This is a genomic window from Nocardiopsis sp. NPDC057823, assembly GCF_042797335.1.
In the GTDB taxonomy this organism is placed as follows: domain Bacteria; phylum Actinomycetota; class Actinomycetes; order Streptosporangiales; family Streptosporangiaceae; genus Nocardiopsis; species Nocardiopsis changdeensis.
The window spans coordinates 376,828-393,069 of record NZ_JBHVLR010000003.1 but is presented as its reverse complement, the minus strand read 5'-3'; the positions used below and the strand labels follow the sequence as shown (position 1 = coordinate 393,069).

The window sequence follows — 16,242 nt, the reverse complement described above, 5'->3', positions numbered from 1 at the left end:
CGGTCACGACGAAAGGAATCCCCCCGCATGAAGATCCGGAGCTCGGTCGCGGCCGCGGCCACGGCAGCCCTGGCCGTCGGCGGTGTCACGCTCATGGCCGCTCCCGCCCAGGCGGACCTGGTCACGCTCTGCTCGGGCCACGGCGGCGCCGTCACGCTGCCCACGGACCTCGCGGTCCCCGCCGGCAAGAGCTGCTTCCTGGACGGCACCGTCATCCAGGGCGACGTCACCGTCCGCAAGGGCGCGAACCTGCACATCCTGGGCGGTGAGATCCAGGGCCAGGTGATCGTCCAGCAGGACGGCTACTTCGACGCCTCCGAGACCACCGTCGACGGCCGCGTCGTCAACCGCGGCTCGTACGGCAGCTACCTGGAGGACAGCACCGCCGGTGAGGCGCTGCGCACCGTGCCGGTCGAGGGCGCGGCCAACGACGGCTTCGCGTTCGTCGTCGACTCCTCCGTCAAGAGCATCAACGCCGAGACCGGCGCCGTCTACGTCGAGGGCTCCCGGGTCGGCGGTGCCGTCAAGGGCACCGGCGTCGAGTACGTCGACATCTACGACTCCGTCGTGCGCGGCGCCCTGACCGTCAGCGGCTCCACCGGCGGCGGCATCCTCTGCGACAGCGAGGTCCTCGGCGCGGCGTCCTACACCGACGGCGCCGGCCCGGTGGCCGTCGGGGCGGGCGAGCAGGAGGGCTTCTGCTCGTCGGTCAACTACATCGACGGCACGCTGACCGTCACCGGCATCTCCGGTGGCGCCTACATCGACAACAACATCATCGGCGGCGACCTGGCCGCGTCGGGCAACACCCCGACCGCCCAGGTCGGCGACAACAACCGCGTGCGCGGTGACATCCTCACCCAGGAGGTGGCGCTGCGCTCCTTCAGCACCGCCGTGACGGAGGAGTTCGAGGCGCACCAGGAGGGCCTGGTCGAGGAGGTCGAGGCCGCCCGCGCCGAGACCGTCGACGAGGCCATGGCCGCCGGCCCGGCCTTCTAGGACCGAGGACAGCGGTACCCCTCCACGCGCATCGGCGCCGCCGGCACAGTGCCGGCGGCGCCGATCCCCGTCCGCGGCCTGCTACGGTGCGGGCGACGACGGCGTCGCGAGGAGACCCCATGCCCACCACCGAACGCTACGGCGACCACCCCAGCGGGATCGCCCACCGATGGGACCCCGCGGACGGGGGGACGGGCCCCGCCCCGGTGGCCGTGCTGCTGCACGGCGGCTGGTGGCGCGACCTGCACGACGCCTCCCTGATGGACCCGCTCGCCCGCGACCTCACCGCGGCGGGGTGGGCGGTGTGGAACGTCGAGTACCGGCGCACGGGGGAGGACGGCGGAGGCTGGCCGCAGACCCTCGACGACGTGAACGCGGCCCTGCGGTGGATCGGCCGCGCCCTGCGCGCGGCGCCCGAGCGGTACGACGGCGCCCGGGTGACGGCCGTCGGCCACTCCGCGGGCGGCCACCTCGCCCTGCTCAACGCCCTGGACCCCGGCACCCCGGTCACCGGGGTGGTCGCCCTGGCGCCCATCACCGACCTGGAGCGCTGCGCCCGGGCGGGGCTCGGCGAGGGGGCGGTCGGACCGTTCCTGGGGCCGCGCCCCGGCGCGGGGGCGTACACGGAGTCCTCGCCGCTGCACCGGGTCCCGATCGGACGGCCGCAGCTGGTGGTGCACGGCGACGCGGACCAGCGGGTCCCGGTCGAGCACAGCCGCGACTACACGGCGGCGGCCCGGGCGGCGGGCGACCGGGTGGAGTACCGGGAGCCGGCGGGGGCCGACCACTTCGCCGTCATCGACCCTGGGCACGCCGCCTGGGGCGAGGTCCGCTCCCACCTGGGGGTCTGACCGGGCGGGGCGCCCGGCCGGGCCCGGAAAGGGCGAAGGGGCGGCCCGCCGGGCCGCCCCCGTCCATCCGCCCCGCGGGGCCTAGTTGTCGGAGTTCCGGTTCTGGCCGGCCGACCCGTTGCGCCAGCGGTCGGCCACCGTGTCGAAGATCTTCCCGCCCGCGCTGGCCGCGCTGCCCGCGACGTCGCGCAGGGTGCCCAGCAGCGGGTCGCCGGTGCGCTCCCACGACTCCTTGTACGACTTGGCGGCGTTGCGCGCCTCCTCGCCGACCCGGGCGTCCTTGTCGGTGGAGCGGCGCGGGTAGTCGCCGTTGAGGATGCGCTGGTAGGAGCCCTCCTTCACCCAGCGGTCGAGCTCGGCCATGCGCACCACCGCGAACGGGTGGGTCTGCCCGACCAGGCTGAGCAGCTTGAGCAGGCCGTCCCGGGCGTCGCCGCCGCTCTCGTACTCGCGGGCCTGCTCCAGGAACGAGTCCGGGTTCATCTCGGCCAGGCGCGAGCCGCCCGCCAGCTTCATCAGCGCGCGCTTGCCCGCCTCGGGGTCCTGGGCGGCGAGGATGCCCGCGCGGTCGCAGGACAGCTCGGACTTGCGGTACCACTCCTCCAGCGCGGCCACGATGGCCTGGAGGCCGATGTAGCCCAGCGGCACCCACGCCACCCGGGTGGCCAGCCGGATCAGGGCCAGCAGCATGGTGCGGTACACGGCGTGGCCGCTGAGGATGTGGCCGACCTCGTGGCCGATGACGAACCGCTGCTCGTCGGCCTCCAGGAGGTCGAACAGGCCCGTGGTCATGACGATGAACGGCTTGTGACTGCCGATCGCCATGGCGTTGGGCTTGGGGTTCATCTGGATGTAGAGCTCGGGCACCTCGTCCATGTCCAGGACGTAGGCGGCGTCGCGCACGTAGTCGTACACGTGCGGGAACTGCGTGGGGCCGACGCGGACCGCACTGGACAGGAACATCAGGCGCAGGGCGCGCTCGTTGAACAGGCCGGAAAGGCGTTTGAAGACCTCGTCGAACCCGCGTAGGGAGCGCAACGCGACCAGGGCGCCGCGGTCGGCGGGATGCTCGTAGGCGCGGGGCGAGATGTCGGAGAGCCGGACACGGACGCGATCTGGTGAGTTGGACATACCGGCATGCTATGCGCCGGGGTCGCGCTTGGCCACGGTTTCGAGGCAACGAGATATGACGCGTTTCCCGGGCGGGGGCGCGGACCCCGGAGGGAGCCGGTGCGGAACCCGAGGCGGCGGCGGTGAAGGGGGCGGCCGGAGAGGGGGACGGGACGTCGGCGGTATCGGGGGAAGGTCAGGGGGATCCCGGGGGCGCCTCAGGGACGGGGCCCGCCCCGGCCCGCGGGAAGGAAGCGGGGCGCACCGTCGTTGTGCCTGTGCACCGGGGGACGGGGGCGGTGTCCTCCGGCGGCGTCGGCTAATCTCGGTTGGCCGATTCCGGCACGCCGGACCGAGGAACGGAGCAGTCGAGTGGTGCACGAGGACAACGGACAGCGGGGACGGCCCCCCCGCGTCGGCATCATGGGCGGCACCTTCGACCCCATCCACCACGGCCACCTCGTCGCGGCCAGTGAGGTCGCCCACCTCTTCGAACTCGACGAGGTGGTGTTCGTCCCCACGGGCAGACCCTGGCAGAAGGACCCGGAGAAGGTCACCCCGCCCGAGGACCGCTACCTGATGACGGTCATCGCCACGGCGGAGAACCCGCAGTTCCGGGTCGACCGCATCGAGATCGACCGCGAGGGGCCCACCTACACGATCGACACACTGCGCGAACTGCGGGCCGCCTACGGCCCCGAAGTGGAGCTGTTCTTCATCACCGGGGCCGACGCCCTGGGTGCCATCCTGGGCTGGCACAACGCGGACGAACTTTTCGAGCTCGCGCATTTCGTAGGCTGTAACCGGCCCGGTCACCGGCTCAGCGACTCGGGACTGCCCGAGGGCAAGGTCTCCCTGGTGGAGGTCCCCGCACTGGCCATCTCCTCGACCGAGTGCCGCGAGCGCGTCCGCAAGGGCGAGCCCATCTGGTACCTGGTCCCGGACGGCATCGTCCGCTACATCAACAAGACCGGGCTTTACCGAGAAAGCTGAAAGGCAGCAAGCACAACGTGACAGCCACCGACAGGGCGCTGGAAATGGTCAAGGTCGCCGCCGAGGCCGCCTCCGACAAGCTCGCCCAGGAGATCATCGCCTACGACGTCAGCGAGCAGCTCGTCATCACCGAGGCCTTCGTGCTCTGCTCGGCGCCCAACGACCGCCAGGTCCGCGCGATCGTCGACGAGATCGAGGACCAGCTGCGCCTCAAGGCGGGCGCCAAGCCCGTCCGCCGCGAGGGCGAGCGCGACGGCCGCTGGGTGCTGCTGGACTACGCCGACATCGTCGTGCACATCCAGCACGAGGAGGAGCGCGGGTACTACGGCCTGGAGCGGCTGTGGAAGGACTGCCCGACCATCGAACTGCCCGAGAACGCCCGCGGCGCCGAGCGCACCCCGCTCGACGAGCAGTAGCAGGCCCCCGGAACACCCCCGAGTGGAGAGACGCACCAAGGTGACCGACACCCGTCGCGTGCTGTTCTGGCGGCACGGCCGTACCGCGTGGAACATGGAGAACCGCTTCCAGGGCCAGACCGACATCGAACTCGACAAGGTGGGGCACGCCCAGGCCGACCGGGCGGGGCGGCTGCTCGCGACCCTGGAACCCGACCTGATCGTGGCCTCCGACCTCAAACGGGCCGCCGACACCGCGGGCTACCTCGCCCGCGCGACGGGACTGCCCGTCGAGTTCGACAAGGGCCTGCGCGAACGGTTCGGCGGATCCTGGGAGGGGTTCACCGGCAAGGAGCTGGCCGAGCGCTGGCCCGACCGGCACCCGCGCATGGACATCCCCGACGGCGAGCCGATCGCCGAGGTCGGGGACCGCATGCACACGGCGGTGGGCAAGGCGCTGGCACGCACCCCCGAAGGGGGGCTGCTGGTCGTGGTCAGCCACGGGGCGGCGCTGCGCGTGGGCATCTCCCGGATGCTGGGGATCCCCGACGAGCAGCGCGAGATCCTCGGACCGCTCAGCAACTGCTGCTGGTCGGTGCTCCAGCAGCGCCGGGGGCACTGGAGGCTCATGGAGCACAACGCGGCGAGCCTGCCCGAGCCCGTCGTGCTCAGCGACGACGCGTAATCCGTTTCGACGTTCGCACCGGATTCCGCTATGGTGTGGGAGTCGGCAGCGCACGACAGTGCGAGGTCCGACTCCCACAAGGGGCTATGGCGCAGTTGGTAGCGCGCCTCCATGGCATGGAGGAGGTCTGGGGTTCGAATCCCCATAGCTCCACTCGACTCTCAGACGACCCTGCTCGCGCGTTGGACGCGCTCGCAGGGTCGTCTTCGTCGTGCCTGCCGGGGGGAGACCCCCCGAACCCCCCGAGGTGACCCCCTGTGGCGGGGCCGCGTGAGTCGGGGGCCTCGGCGGTGCCTGGTCTTACATCGTGTGCGGGCTGCGCCCGGGGGGTCTTCTCCGAGACGGTCCGTTGTGGCGGGGCCGCGTGAGTCGGGGGACCTTGGCGGTGGGCGGTCTTGCATCGTGTGCGGGCTGTGCCCGCGGGGGTTTCTTCGAGGTGGCCCGCTGTGGTGGGGCGTCGGGGGATCTCGGTGGTGTGCGGTTCGGGTGTCGGGAAGGGGCGGGGGCTCCGTCCCCGGGTAGGAGTGGGGACACCGACGAAGGGGTGACCGTCATGCGACCGAACGAGATCGCCGAGATCCTGGACCGACCCGTCAGCCGGGAGCTGCTGGCCCGCGACATCACGCGCCTGGCCTACGTCGCCACGGACGGCACGCCGCGCAGCATCCCGATCGCGTTCACCTGGAACGGCTCCGAGATCGTCCTGTGCACCACGAAGAACGCCCCGAAGCTGCGCTCGCTGCGGGTGAACCCCATGGTCGCCCTGACCATCGACACCGAGGTCCACCCGCCCAGGATCCTGCTCCTCCGCGGGCGCGCCGAACTGGACGAGGTCGACGGCATCCCGGAGGAGTACCTCCGGATGAACGGCACCTACGAGATGACGCCCGAGCAGCGCGTCGAGTGGGAGGCCGAGGTCCGCTCGCTCTACGACGGCATGGTGCGGATCGTCATCACCCCCACCTGGGCCAAGCTCATCGACTTCGAGACGACCCTGCCCAGCGCGGTCGAGGAGCTGGTGAGGCGGCGGGACGAACGCCGGAGCGGATCGGCCTGAGAACGGCGGCGCGAGGACCCTCGAACCCGTGGAGCGGTATAGTATGGCCGGTATAGTTATTTGAGACGCGGGAAGGGCGCCCCATGATCGAGATCCTCAACCCCACCGAGCTGGCCCGGGCCGGAGTCACCGGCGCCCTGGTCGGGGACATCCTGCGGACGCTGCGGAGCCGCTGCGAGGTCGGCACGAACCTCCTGGACATCGACCGGTGGGCCCGGGAGATGATCCTCGAGGCCGGGGCGCAGTCCTGCTACGTCGACTACGCGCCCTCCTTCGGGCGCGGGCCGTTCGGCCACTACATCTGCACGGGCGTCAACGACGCCGTGCTCCACGGGCGGCCCCACGACTACGCCCTCGCCGACGGCGACCTGCTGTCCCTGGACCTGGCCGTCTCCGTGGACGGCGTCGCCGCCGACGCCGCCATCAGCTTCATCGTGGGCGAGTCGCGGCCCCCGGAGAGCGTCGCGCTGATCGACGCGACCGAGCGCGCGCTGGAGGCGGGGATCGCCGTCGCCGGGCCCGGGGCCCGCATCGGCGACATCTCCCACGCCATCGGCTCGGTCCTCCGGGAGGCCGGATACCCGATCAACACCGAGTTCGGCGGCCACGGCATCGGCTCGACCATGCACCAGGACCCGCACGTCCCCAACACCGGGCGGCGCGGCACCGGGTACAAGCTGCGCCCCGGCCTGATGCTGGCGCTGGAGCCGTGGGTCATGCAGGACACCGACCGGCTCGTCACCGACGCCGACGGGTGGACGCTGCGGAGCGCGACGGGCTGCCGGACGGCGCACAGCGAGCACACGGTCGCCATCACCGAGGACGGGGCCGAGGTCCTCACCCGGTCGGCGCGCGGGTGAGGACCGGCCGCCGCGCCCGAGCGGGTCAGCGGGCGCGGCGGTGGACCGTCACCAGCACGCCGTCCCCGTAGACCGTCGCCTCGGCGAGCCTCCAGGCCGACTTGTCGGCGGTCTCGCCGAACAGCCTGCGGCCGTGCCCCAGGAGGAGGGGGAAGGTCATGAGCCGGATCTCGTCCACGAGGTCGTGCCCGACCAGGCCCCGCACCAGGGAGAGGCTGCCCGGGACGGAGATCTCGCCGTCCACCTCCTCCTTCAGCGCCGTCACCTCCGATACGAGGTCCCCCGAGAGCACCGTCGTGTTGTTCCACCGCGGCTCGGTGAGCGTGTTCGAGACGACGTACTTGGGCATCCCGTTGTACTTGTCCGCGAGCGCCCCCTCGTACTCGGGCCAGGCGGACGCGAACCCCTCGTAGGTCCGGCGCCCCAGCAGCAGCGCCCGCGCCCCGAACGCCTCGTCCTCCTTGAACTTCTCCCCCTCCCCGCGGTCCACCTCGAAGCTCCAGTTCGGGTACCTGAAGTCCTCGCCGCCCGGCGCCTCGGCGACACCGTCCAGCGAGACGAACTCGGTCACCACGAGCCGTCCCATGTCAGCCCTCCTTCCCGGCGAACGCCCGCAGCACGGGCGCGAGCACCTCCGGCGCGGCGCTGTGGTTCTCGCCCGGCACCACCTGGAGGGTGGCGGTCGGCAGGTGCCCGGCGACCGCCCGCGCGCCCGCGGCGAGGAAGGGCCAGGTCCGGTCGCCGTGCAGGACCAGCACCGGGACGTCGACCCCGTCCCACAGGTCGGCGCGCAGCGGCCGGCCGGACATGGTGTCGCCGAGGTTGCGGCCGTCGTAGGCGATCGTGTGCGCGATCGCCTCCAACCCGGGCCACATCTCGCTCCCGCGCACGTCGCCGAGGAACTCCGGCGGCATCCCCACGGCCGCCGTCATGAACAGCTCCACCGCGTCCCCCGGCCGTCCGGCGGCCACGGCCGCGTCGAGCCGCTCGACGTAGTCGTCCGGCAGCGGCGGTCGGGAGTCGTCGACGACGACCGGCGGCTCGAACAGCACCAGCCGCGCGACGGGCACGCCCGCCTGCGCCGCGTTGAGCGCCAGGTGCCCGCCCGAGGACCAGCCGAACACCGTCACGGGCCGCCCGCCGCCCTCCCTGTCGATCACCGCCGCCAGGTCCTCGAACTCGCGCTCCACCGTGTACGGCGCGGTGTCGCCGCTGGCGCCCCGGCCGCGCCGGTCGTGGTTGACCACCCTGAAGCCGTCGGCGAGCAGCTCCGCGACCGCCGCGTTCTCCGGGGTCGTCGCGCGGTGCGCGGTCGCCCCGTCGATGATGACGATCGGATCGCCCTCGCCCCACGCGCTGTACGCGATGACGGTGCCGTCGGCGGAGGTGACCGTTCCCTCGGACATGTCCAGCCCTTCTGTCGTCCGCGGTGGCCTCCCACCGCTGTGACCCCAGACTAGGAACCGGCCGGGGGCCCGGTCTTGTACAGAAGCGACATCGTCCCCCGCCCCTCCTGCAACTGGGTGGCCGTCCGCCCGATGAACCGCTGGAGCGAGCGGGCCAGGTGCGGCTGGTCGTAGTAGCCCAGCCGGTGCACCACGTCCAGCGGCGCGGTGCCCTCGCCGAGGAGCAGCGCCGCCTCCCGGGCGCGTTCGATCTGCCGGATCGCCCCCTGGGTGAGCCCGGTGGCGGCCGCGACGCGCCGCTGCACCGACCGGGTCCCCACCCGTGCGATCCCGCCCCAGACCACCTCGTCCACGAGGGGGTCGCGGGAGATCACCCCCGCCCGCGCCAGCCGTGCCACCAGGGCCTCGGCGTCGTCGAAGCCCGGGACCTCCCACTCCCGGCCGCCCAGCACGAACGTGCGCTCTGTGACGTGCGGGCTCTCCACGGCCGAGTCGACCAGCCGCGGCAGGTGCGGCAGCACGGTCCCGTGCGCGAAGGTGATGCCCAGCGACTCCGAGTCGCCCGCCAGCTCCACGCTGGACGCGGCGGTCTCGGGCCCGCGGACGGCCGCGTGCCCGCGGCCCCCCTCCTCCCAGAACACGAGCTCCCAGGTGGACGTCGCGACCGAGGTCATGGCCTCGAACCCCGACGCCCGCCCCCGCCAGACGCACGCCACGTGGGGCGAGTCCGACATCCTGTGCAGGCTCTCGATCGCCATGGTCTCCTCCGGGTCCGGTCCGTGGTGCCATCATCGCCGCGGGCACCGACACGGGGCCACCGGCGACCGGGGATCCGCCCCTGGACGGTCCGGCGGCGCGGGGGCGCTGCGTGGTTCAGAGGGCGCCGCCCGCTCTCCGGCGGGTGGCCGCCGTGCAGCGGTCGGCCAGGCGGGCGCAGGCGTCCGCCAGTTCGTCCGGACCGACGACCTCGAACCCGGCGTCGAACCGGCCGACCGCCGCGGCCAGGCCCGTCCACGACCACGAGTACAGGACGAGCCGGCACCGGTCCGGGCCCGCCTCCTCGACGGTGCCGTCGCCGATGTAGGGGGCCGCCGCGGCCGCGGGCAGGTCGAGGAGCACCTCGCCGCGGCAGGGCGGGACGCCCGTCCCGTCCGCGCCCCGGAACCGGGCGGCGACGAAGGCCGCGGCGTCCCCGCCCGGCGGCTCGCGCGGGGAGAACCGGGGACCGGTGGGCGGGCGTGGTGTGATGCGGTCCGCCCGGAAGGTGCGCCAGTCGCCGCGGTCCAGGTCCCAGGCCAACAGGTACCAGCGCCCGCCCCGGGCCACCAGGTGGTGGGGCTCCACCCGGCGCGGCGGGGGCCCGAGGGGACCGTCGTCCCGACCCGGTGCGGCGTAGTCGAAGCGCAGCACCTCGCGGGCGTGCACGGCCGAGCCCAGCGCGGCCAAGACGCCGCCGCCGACCGGCGGCCGGGACCCGGGGTCCTCGGCCGCCGAGGCGTCCAGGGTGTCGATCCGGCGGCGCAGCCGGGCGGGCACGAGACCGCGGACGGTGTGCAGGGCGCGCACCGCGTCCTCCGCCAGGTCGGAGCCCTCGGGGTCGGCCGCCGCCAGCCGCAGCGCCAGGGCCAGGACGGTCGCCTGCCCGTCGTCGAACATCGGCGGGGGCCGATCGGCGCCCGCGTCCAGCCGGTAGCCGCCGTCGGGGCCCTTGGCGGACGCCACGGGGTAGCCGAGCTCGCGCAGCCTGTCGACGTCGCGGCGCACGGTGCGCGGGCTGACGTCCAGCCGCTCGGCCAGCAGGGGGCCCGGCCAGTCCCGGCGGACCTGGAGGAGCGAGAGCAGCTTCAGCAGCCGCACGGAGGTCTTCTGCACGCCCTGATCCTGCCGGGGGAAGAGGCCACCCCCTGTCCGCTTCCCCTGCGACCTTGTCCGCGGGGCCGCCGGACGGCGGCCCGGAACAAGGGAGCGACCATGTCCATCACCACGACGACCCATGCCAACTTCCGGGGCGACGCCCGCGCGGCGCTGGAGTTCTACCGGGACGTGTTCGGCGGCGACCTCGCCGTGACCACCTACCGGGACGCCGGCGGTGTCACCGACGAGGCCGAGGCCGACCAGGTCATGTGGGGGCAGGTGGAGTCCCCCGCGGGCTTCCGCCTGATGGCCTACGACGTGCCAGGGCACACCCCGTGGAGCCCGGGGGAGCGGCCCTACTTCGTGTCGGTGCGCGGCGACTCGGTCGAGGAGGTCGCCGGGTACTGGGAGAAGCTGAGCGAGGGCGCCGCCGTCGTGCAGCCCCTGGGGGAGTCCGCGTGGGCGCGGGCCTACGGCATGCTCCGGGACCGCTTCGGCCTGACCTGGGTCCTGGACGTCCCCGCGGCCCACGGCGCCTGACACACCGCGGGCCCGGTCGGGGACCGGGTCCGCGGCCCGCCGCCACCGCCGTCCCGCGGGCCGCCTTTTCCGTCCGAACCCCGTGCGAAGACTTGCCCTCGCTTTTCCACACCGCGCGCGAGGATGTTTCCGTGCCGTTTCCGGGGAGATGACTCCAGAACACGCTCGACCGAACGCGTACCGTCACCGGGAGTGGAAGGAGAGGCCCATGTTCTTCCTGCCGGGCCGCGGACCGCGGGGGCGCCGGACGCGGGCCGCGCGTCCGCTCGCGGCCGGAGCCGCCGCCCTGCTGATGGTCCTGTCGTCCGGGTGCGGCGCGCCGCCGGGGCAGGAGGGCGGAGGGGCCGGCCTGGCGGACGACCCCCGGATCGTCTGGGCCGTCACCGGCGCCGACCGGGCCGCCCACGAGCAGGTCGCCGCCCTGTGGAACGAGACCCACCCCGACCGCCAGGTGGAGGTCTTCTTCCTGGCGCCCACCGCCGACGAGCAGCGCCAGGCCATGTTCCAGGACCTCCAGAGCCGGGCGGGGCAGTTCGACGTCCTGGGGCTCGACGTGATCTGGACGGGCGAGTTCGCCGACTTCGGCTACATCGAGAGCCTGGAGGACCTGCGCCCGGAGGTCGAGGGGGTGAGCCTGCCCGGCGCCGTCGACACCGCCCAGTGGCGACAGGAGCTCTTCGCCCTCCCGTACTCCTCCAACGGGGCCTTCCTCTACTACCGCACCGACCTCATCGACGAGCCGCCCCGGACCTGGGAGGAGCTGTACGAGACCGGGACGGAGGCCGCCGAGGAGGCGGGGATCTCCGGCTTCGTCGGCCAGGGGGACCGCTACGAGGGGTTCGTCGTCAGCTACCTGGAGCTGTTCTGGGCCGCGGGGGGCGAGCTGTTCGACGAAGGGCAGACCCGGAGCACCTTCCTGGAGGGCGACGCCGCCTCCACCGCCCTGGACTTCATGACCCGGGCCCACGCCACCGGCTTCTACGCCGAGGGCTACGACTCCATGGTGGAGGACGACGCCCGGGCCCTGTTCCAGGCCGGTGAGGCGGTGTACATGCGCAACTGGCCCTACGCCGTGCCGCTGCTGTCGGGCGAGGCCGGAGAGGAGAGCGCGGTCGCGGACGACTTCGCCGTGGCCCCGCTGCCGACCTTCGACGGCGAGGGCACCACCAGCGCCCTGGGCGGGCTCAACAACGCCGTGAGCACTCTCAGCGACGAGAAGGAGGTGGCCCGCGAGTTCGTCCTGTGGGCGGCCACCGACCCCGGGGCCCAGGCCCTGCTGGCCGAGAACAGCCTGCCGCCCACCATGGAGTCGGTCTACGAGGACTCGGAGGACCCGAACTTCCGGATGCTCGGCGACATCCTGGCCGCGGCGCACGCCCGGCCCCCGGTCCCGGGGTACAACTCGCTCTCCCTGGCGATCCAGGACGAGCTCCACCCCGCCTTCCTGGGCCAGGCCGATCCCGGGCCCGCCCTGGAGGCCGTGGAACGCGCCGCGGACGACGCCCTCCGGCAGGAGTAGGACATGGCGACACGACAGAGCAGCGGACACACGGCGCAGGACCGCACGGGCCGGGTGCCCCGGCCGCGCGGGGGCGGGGACGGAGGAAGCGGGGGAGGCCGGACCTCCCGGGGCGGCGGCCGGGGGCCCCGCCGGAACCCGGGCCACGGCCTGGGCGAACGGGCCATGGGGAGGATCTTCCTGGCCCCCTCGTTCGCCTTCATGGCCGTCATCGCGCTCTTCCCGGTCTTCTACGCCGTCCTGATGAGCCTCTACGAGATCCGGGGCTTCAACCAGGACTTCACGGGGTTCGGCAACTACGCGCGGGCCCTCACCGACCCCGGCTTCTACAACGCGGCGCTCAACACCCTGGTCTTCACCGTGGCCTCGGTGACACTGGAGTTCGTGATCGGACTGGGCTTCGCGCTGATCATGCACCAGGCGTTCGTCGGCCGCGGCCTCACCCGGGCGGTGATCCTGGTGCCGTGGGTGATCCCCACCGCCGTCGCCGCCCAGGTGTGGCGGTACATGTTCGACCACAACCCGGGGTTCGTGAACGCGGTGCTCGGCACCGACGTCAACTGGCTGCGCGACCCGGCGTGGTCCATGGTCGGCATCATCGCCGCGGACGTGTGGAAGACCGCGCCGTTCGTGGCCCTGCTGCTGCTGGCCGGGCTCCAGACGATCCCCAAGGACTACTACGAGGCGGCCAAGATGGACGGCGCCGGGGTGCTCCAGCGCTTCCGGTCCGTCACGCTGCCGCTGCTGCGCCCCGCGATCGTGGTGGCGCTGCTGTTCCGCACGGTGGACGCGCTGCGCATGTTCGACTTCGCGTACGTGTTCGCCGGGTACTCCAACTCGCTGGCGACACTGTCGGTGTACGCGCAGCGCTTCCTCGTCGCCGAGCCCCGCCTCGGGTACGCGAGCGCGCTGTCCACCGTCACCTTCGTGATCGTCATGCTGGTCGGCCTCGCGTTCATCTCCCGGATGGGGCGGCACATGGTCGGCGACACGGCACGGGAGGTGAAGCGGTGACGATCTCGGAGCAGGACCGGGCCCGCGAGGCGGTGCGCGAGGCGCACCGGACACGGCGGGGGACACCGCCGGCCCTGGTCAACGCGCTCAAGCTGCTGGGCCTCGCGGTGGTGCTGCTGTGGTGCCTGTTCCCGTTCCTGTGGATGGCGATGACCAGCCTGCGCACCGGGTCGGTGGCGCTCACCGACCCCAACATCCTGCACGGGCCGTTCAGCCTGGACAACTACGGCCAGGTCTTCGACCTGGGGTTCCAGTTCGCGCTGCGCAACTCGCTGATCGTGGCGGCGCTGACCACGGTCATCTGCATCCCGGTGGCGGCGCTGGCGGGCTACGCCCTGGCCCGGCTGCCGCTGCGCGGGAGGTTCGTGCTGCTGGCCGTCACCCTGGTGGCGACCCTCTTCCCGCCGGTGGCGCTGGTCAACCCGCTGTACCAGATGTACCTGGAGCTCCAGTCGCTGACCGGGGTCAACCTGCTCAACAGCTACGCGGGCATGGTGATCCCGTACGTGGCGCTGACCCTGCCGCTGTCCATCTTCATCCTGGCCACGTTCTTCGCGGGCATCCCGCGCGAGGTCGAGGAGTCGGCGAAGGTGGACGGGGCCACGCCGTTCCAGGCGTTCTGGCGGGTGGTGGCGCCGCTGGCGGCGCCCGGGGTGGGCGCCGCGTCGATCCTGACCTTCGTGTACGCCACCAACGAGTTCCTGCTGGCGTTCTCGTTCGCGCCCCGCGACCTCAACGTGCAGACGGTCCCGGTGTTCATCGGCACCTTCCAGCGCGTCGGGTACGAGAACCCGATCGGCCAGGTCATGGCGGCGTCGGTGTTGGTCTCGGTCCCCCTGATCCTCTTCGCGCTGGTGCTCCAGCGCCGGATCGTGGCCGGGCTGACCTCCGGCGCGGTCAAGGGCTGAGCGCCGGGGTCACTCCAGGCAGGCGCGGACCACGGCGGCCATCCGCTCCCGGGGCTCGACGACCCCGGGGCGGGTGACCCCGCGCAGGATGAGCCCGTCGGCGTAGGCCATCAGGGTGCGCATCGCCGCCTGCGGGTCGGCCGCGCCCAGGTCGGCGAGGACGCGCGCGCCCCACTCCTGGATGAGGGCCGCGCCCCGGGACAGGGCGGCGGCGATCCGGGGGTCGTGGGTGGCCTCCACCGACAGCGCGTAACGGGCGACGGTGCGGACCCGGTCGGTGGTCACCGAGGCCTCGATGAACCGGGTGACGGCGTCCAGGAAGAGGTCGAGCGTCGGCTCCCCGGGCAGGTCCATCGCCGCCCAGTCGCGCCGGTCCAGCTCCTCCAGCCGTTCCACGACGGCGGTGACGAGCGCGTCGCGGGTGCGGAAGTGGTTGGAGGACGACCCCCTGGGCAGGCCCGCCGCGGCGTCCACCCGGCCGTGGGTGAGGGCGTGCACGCCGCCCGTGCCGAGCAGGGTGATGGCGGCGTCCAGGGCGCGTTCGCGAGTCTCCGACATGGGGGAACTATAAACGTAGTGAACGCATCGAACGCTGTCCGGCCTGCGGGAACACCAGGATACCGGGAACGCTGTCCGACCCATAGTGGGTCCGTGAAAACAGGGCCCGACGGTCGCACTATCAGGGAGAACGCCGGGGCGCCACGGTCGGTCGGCCTCTGGTCGGGGTCATCGAACGGGGGTACAGTGTTCCTGGGTTGCTTTCAGGCAAAGCACGAACGGGCCCTCAGCTTCGGCTGAGGGCCCGTCTCGTTGCCATGGTTACCGGCGCACGTCCGCCAGGAACGCGCTCCACTCGGACGAGGGGAACAGCAGGTGCCCCTGCTCCGGGTTCTGGCTGTCCCGGACGGCGTTGGCGCCAGGGGTGTCAGCGACCTCGACGCAGTCCTGCGTGGTCGGGCCGCTGTAGCTGCTCTTGCGGAACTTGAGGTGGGTTGTCTCAGGCATGGGTGCTTCCTATCGGTCCAGCAGGCCCCGGATGTAGTCCCGTGACTGGTCTACGGGCAAGGCCGCTGCCTGTACATGATCGTATAGGTGTTGGTAATGCGTGACCTGATGCGGTTTTTCGAGGTACAGCTCCTCGCTGAGGACCTCGATGTAGACCACCGGCGGGTCAGGGGCGGGGAACTCCAGGAGGACCATCTGCCCGGTCATGGCGGCGTGCAGGCCGTGACTCAGTGGCAGGACCTGGATGCCGATGTTCGGTTTCAGGCTCGCCTCGACGAGGTACTCCAGCTGGCTGTTCAGCTCACGCGGGATGCGGGCCAGGGCGGCCTCGTCGATGATCGCCCACAGGGTCGGGACGGGCTCGGTGTTGAAGATCGACTTCCGGAACATGCGGGCCTGGACCCGCAGGTTCAGCTCCGTCTCATCGGCCATGCCGCGCGTGGCGATCATCGCGCGGGCGTACTCGGGTGTCTGGAGCAGGCCGGGGATGGTCATGCACTGGTAGGTGCGGATCCGGCTGGCCTCGGACTCCAGGCCCACGAACTGGCCGGACCCGAGCGCGTCGCCGAAGCTCGCCCACCACCCGCGCTGGTTGCCCTCCCGGGCCAGGGTCAGCAGGTCCTGGCGCTCGTGCGGGTCGGTGATCTCGTAGATGTCGAGCAGCAGTTCCAGGTCGTCCAGGGCGAGGCGCTTCCAATCCGCTTTCTCCATGCGGATGAGCTTCGACAGCGACCAGCCGCGCGGCTTGCCGCTCCGCCGCTTGGCCTCGGCGGCGATCTCCTCGGCCGTGTACCCCCGCTGCTCCCTGATGTCCCGTAGCTGACGCGCGAGCCGCTTGCGTCGCAAGGTTGGGCTGCTCACGTCAGGGTCGCTCCTCGGGGCCTTTGTCGGTCGGCGACCCGATCCTATGGCTGCCCTGCCCGAATCTGGCATTTCGTGCAACCTCCACGTCGCAGCGGCATGTCAGGGAAGATTCTCGCATCCATTTAAAGATGGCATTGCAAATTTTGGTCACTCGGGGGCACTATGGAGACACCTGAAAGCGA

19 protein-coding genes and 1 tRNA gene are annotated in these 16,242 nt (G+C 72.3%); 12 read left to right on the top strand and 8 right to left on the bottom strand.

The features are described from left to right. The first annotated feature begins 27 nt into the window (after positions 1-27). Both ACFVNO_RS08560 and ACFVNO_RS08555 read left to right on the top strand, forming a co-directional pair. Positions 28-999: a hypothetical protein gene (locus ACFVNO_RS08560; protein WP_355269379.1), complete on the top strand. Its 972-nt coding sequence runs from the start codon at positions 28-30 to the stop codon at positions 997-999. 119 nt (positions 1,000-1,118) lie between these two features. Continuing rightward, positions 1,119-1,850, top strand: coding sequence for an alpha/beta hydrolase (locus tag ACFVNO_RS08555; RefSeq protein WP_355269377.1), 732 nt, complete (start codon positions 1,119-1,121; stop codon positions 1,848-1,850). A gap of 81 nt (positions 1,851-1,931) precedes the next feature. On the opposite strand, the gene ACFVNO_RS08550 is transcribed toward ACFVNO_RS08555, so the two are convergent. Further along, positions 1,932-2,981 carry a M48 family metallopeptidase gene (locus tag ACFVNO_RS08550; protein WP_355269375.1) on the bottom strand — a complete coding sequence of 350 codons (1,050 nt, stop codon included), beginning with the start codon at positions 2,979-2,981 and terminating at the stop codon, positions 1,932-1,934. Between the two features lie 402 nt (positions 2,982-3,383). Between ACFVNO_RS08550 and nadD the strand changes: the two genes are divergently transcribed. The 6 genes from nadD to map all read left to right on the top strand — a co-directional run bounded on the left by nadD (position 3,384) and on the right by map (position 6,950). Continuing rightward, positions 3,384-3,953, top strand: coding sequence for a nicotinate-nucleotide adenylyltransferase (nadD, locus tag ACFVNO_RS08545; RefSeq protein ID WP_220559648.1), 570 nt, complete (start codon positions 3,384-3,386; stop codon positions 3,951-3,953). A 17-nt stretch (positions 3,954-3,970) separates the two neighbouring features. Further along, positions 3,971-4,369, top strand: a complete 399-nt coding sequence (rsfS, locus tag ACFVNO_RS08540) for a ribosome silencing factor (protein WP_355269371.1) — start codon at positions 3,971-3,973, stop codon at positions 4,367-4,369. A gap of 40 nt (positions 4,370-4,409) precedes the next feature. Further along, positions 4,410-5,033 carry a histidine phosphatase family protein gene (locus ACFVNO_RS08535; RefSeq protein ID WP_355269369.1) on the top strand — a complete coding sequence of 208 codons (624 nt, stop codon included), beginning with the start codon at positions 4,410-4,412 and terminating at the stop codon, positions 5,031-5,033. Between the two features lie 80 nt (positions 5,034-5,113). After that, positions 5,114-5,186, top strand: a tRNA-Ala gene (locus ACFVNO_RS08530). A 400-nt stretch (positions 5,187-5,586) separates the two neighbouring features. Beyond that, complete coding sequence (locus tag ACFVNO_RS08525) at positions 5,587-6,090, top strand: pyridoxamine 5'-phosphate oxidase family protein (protein ID WP_355269367.1); 504 nt, start codon at positions 5,587-5,589, stop codon at positions 6,088-6,090. Between the two features lie 83 nt (positions 6,091-6,173). After that, on the top strand, positions 6,174-6,950 hold the full coding sequence (map, locus tag ACFVNO_RS08520; protein ID WP_355269365.1) for a type I methionyl aminopeptidase: 777 nt from the start codon (positions 6,174-6,176) through the stop codon (positions 6,948-6,950). A 25-nt stretch (positions 6,951-6,975) separates the two neighbouring features. Here the strand turns inward: map and ACFVNO_RS08515 are convergent, their stop codons facing one another. From ACFVNO_RS08515 to ACFVNO_RS08500, 4 genes are all read right to left on the bottom strand, one after another. Beyond that, the gene (locus tag ACFVNO_RS08515) at positions 6,976-7,536 is read right to left on the bottom strand and encodes a dihydrofolate reductase family protein (protein WP_355269363.1); all 561 of its coding nucleotides are present in this window, start codon (positions 7,534-7,536) and stop codon (positions 6,976-6,978) included. Position 7,537: 1 nt separating this feature from the next. Further along, the gene (locus tag ACFVNO_RS08510; protein ID WP_355269361.1) at positions 7,538-8,356 is read right to left on the bottom strand and encodes an alpha/beta hydrolase; all 819 of its coding nucleotides are present in this window, start codon (positions 8,354-8,356) and stop codon (positions 7,538-7,540) included. 50 nt (positions 8,357-8,406) lie between these two features. After that, the gene (locus tag ACFVNO_RS08505; protein WP_355269359.1) at positions 8,407-9,114 is read right to left on the bottom strand and encodes a helix-turn-helix domain-containing protein; all 708 of its coding nucleotides are present in this window, start codon (positions 9,112-9,114) and stop codon (positions 8,407-8,409) included. 115 nt (positions 9,115-9,229) lie between these two features. Continuing rightward, on the bottom strand, positions 9,230-10,228 hold the full coding sequence (locus tag ACFVNO_RS08500) for a helix-turn-helix transcriptional regulator (protein ID WP_378890698.1): 999 nt from the start codon (positions 10,226-10,228) through the stop codon (positions 9,230-9,232). 99 nt (positions 10,229-10,327) lie between these two features. Between ACFVNO_RS08500 and ACFVNO_RS08495 the strand changes: the two genes are divergently transcribed. The 4 genes from ACFVNO_RS08495 (at position 10,328) to ACFVNO_RS08480 (ending at position 14,191) form a co-directional block, all read left to right on the top strand. Beyond that, positions 10,328-10,750, top strand: a complete 423-nt coding sequence (locus ACFVNO_RS08495) for a VOC family protein (RefSeq protein ID WP_355269355.1) — start codon at positions 10,328-10,330, stop codon at positions 10,748-10,750. Between the two features lie 208 nt (positions 10,751-10,958). Next, positions 10,959-12,269, top strand: coding sequence for an ABC transporter substrate-binding protein (locus ACFVNO_RS08490; protein WP_355269353.1), 1,311 nt, complete (start codon positions 10,959-10,961; stop codon positions 12,267-12,269). 165 nt (positions 12,270-12,434) lie between these two features. Further along, complete coding sequence (locus tag ACFVNO_RS08485; RefSeq protein WP_355269424.1) at positions 12,435-13,283, top strand: sugar ABC transporter permease; 849 nt, start codon at positions 12,435-12,437, stop codon at positions 13,281-13,283. Then, positions 13,280-14,191, top strand: a complete 912-nt coding sequence (locus tag ACFVNO_RS08480; protein ID WP_355269351.1) for a carbohydrate ABC transporter permease — start codon at positions 13,280-13,282, stop codon at positions 14,189-14,191. Before ACFVNO_RS08485 ends, ACFVNO_RS08480 begins: the two co-directional genes overlap by 4 nt. Before the next feature lie 9 nt (positions 14,192-14,200). Here the strand turns inward: ACFVNO_RS08480 and ACFVNO_RS08475 are convergent, their stop codons facing one another. The 3 genes from ACFVNO_RS08475 to ACFVNO_RS08465 all read right to left on the bottom strand — a co-directional run bounded on the left by ACFVNO_RS08475 (position 14,201) and on the right by ACFVNO_RS08465 (position 16,057). Then, positions 14,201-14,749, bottom strand: coding sequence for a TetR family transcriptional regulator C-terminal domain-containing protein (locus tag ACFVNO_RS08475; protein ID WP_355269349.1), 549 nt, complete (start codon positions 14,747-14,749; stop codon positions 14,201-14,203). A gap of 261 nt (positions 14,750-15,010) precedes the next feature. Beyond that, the gene (locus ACFVNO_RS08470; RefSeq protein WP_378890691.1) at positions 15,011-15,196 is read right to left on the bottom strand and encodes a DUF397 domain-containing protein; all 186 of its coding nucleotides are present in this window, start codon (positions 15,194-15,196) and stop codon (positions 15,011-15,013) included. 9 nt (positions 15,197-15,205) lie between these two features. Then, on the bottom strand, positions 15,206-16,057 hold the full coding sequence (locus tag ACFVNO_RS08465) for a helix-turn-helix domain-containing protein (protein WP_378890688.1): 852 nt from the start codon (positions 16,055-16,057) through the stop codon (positions 15,206-15,208). Between the last annotated feature and the right edge of the window lie 185 nt (positions 16,058-16,242).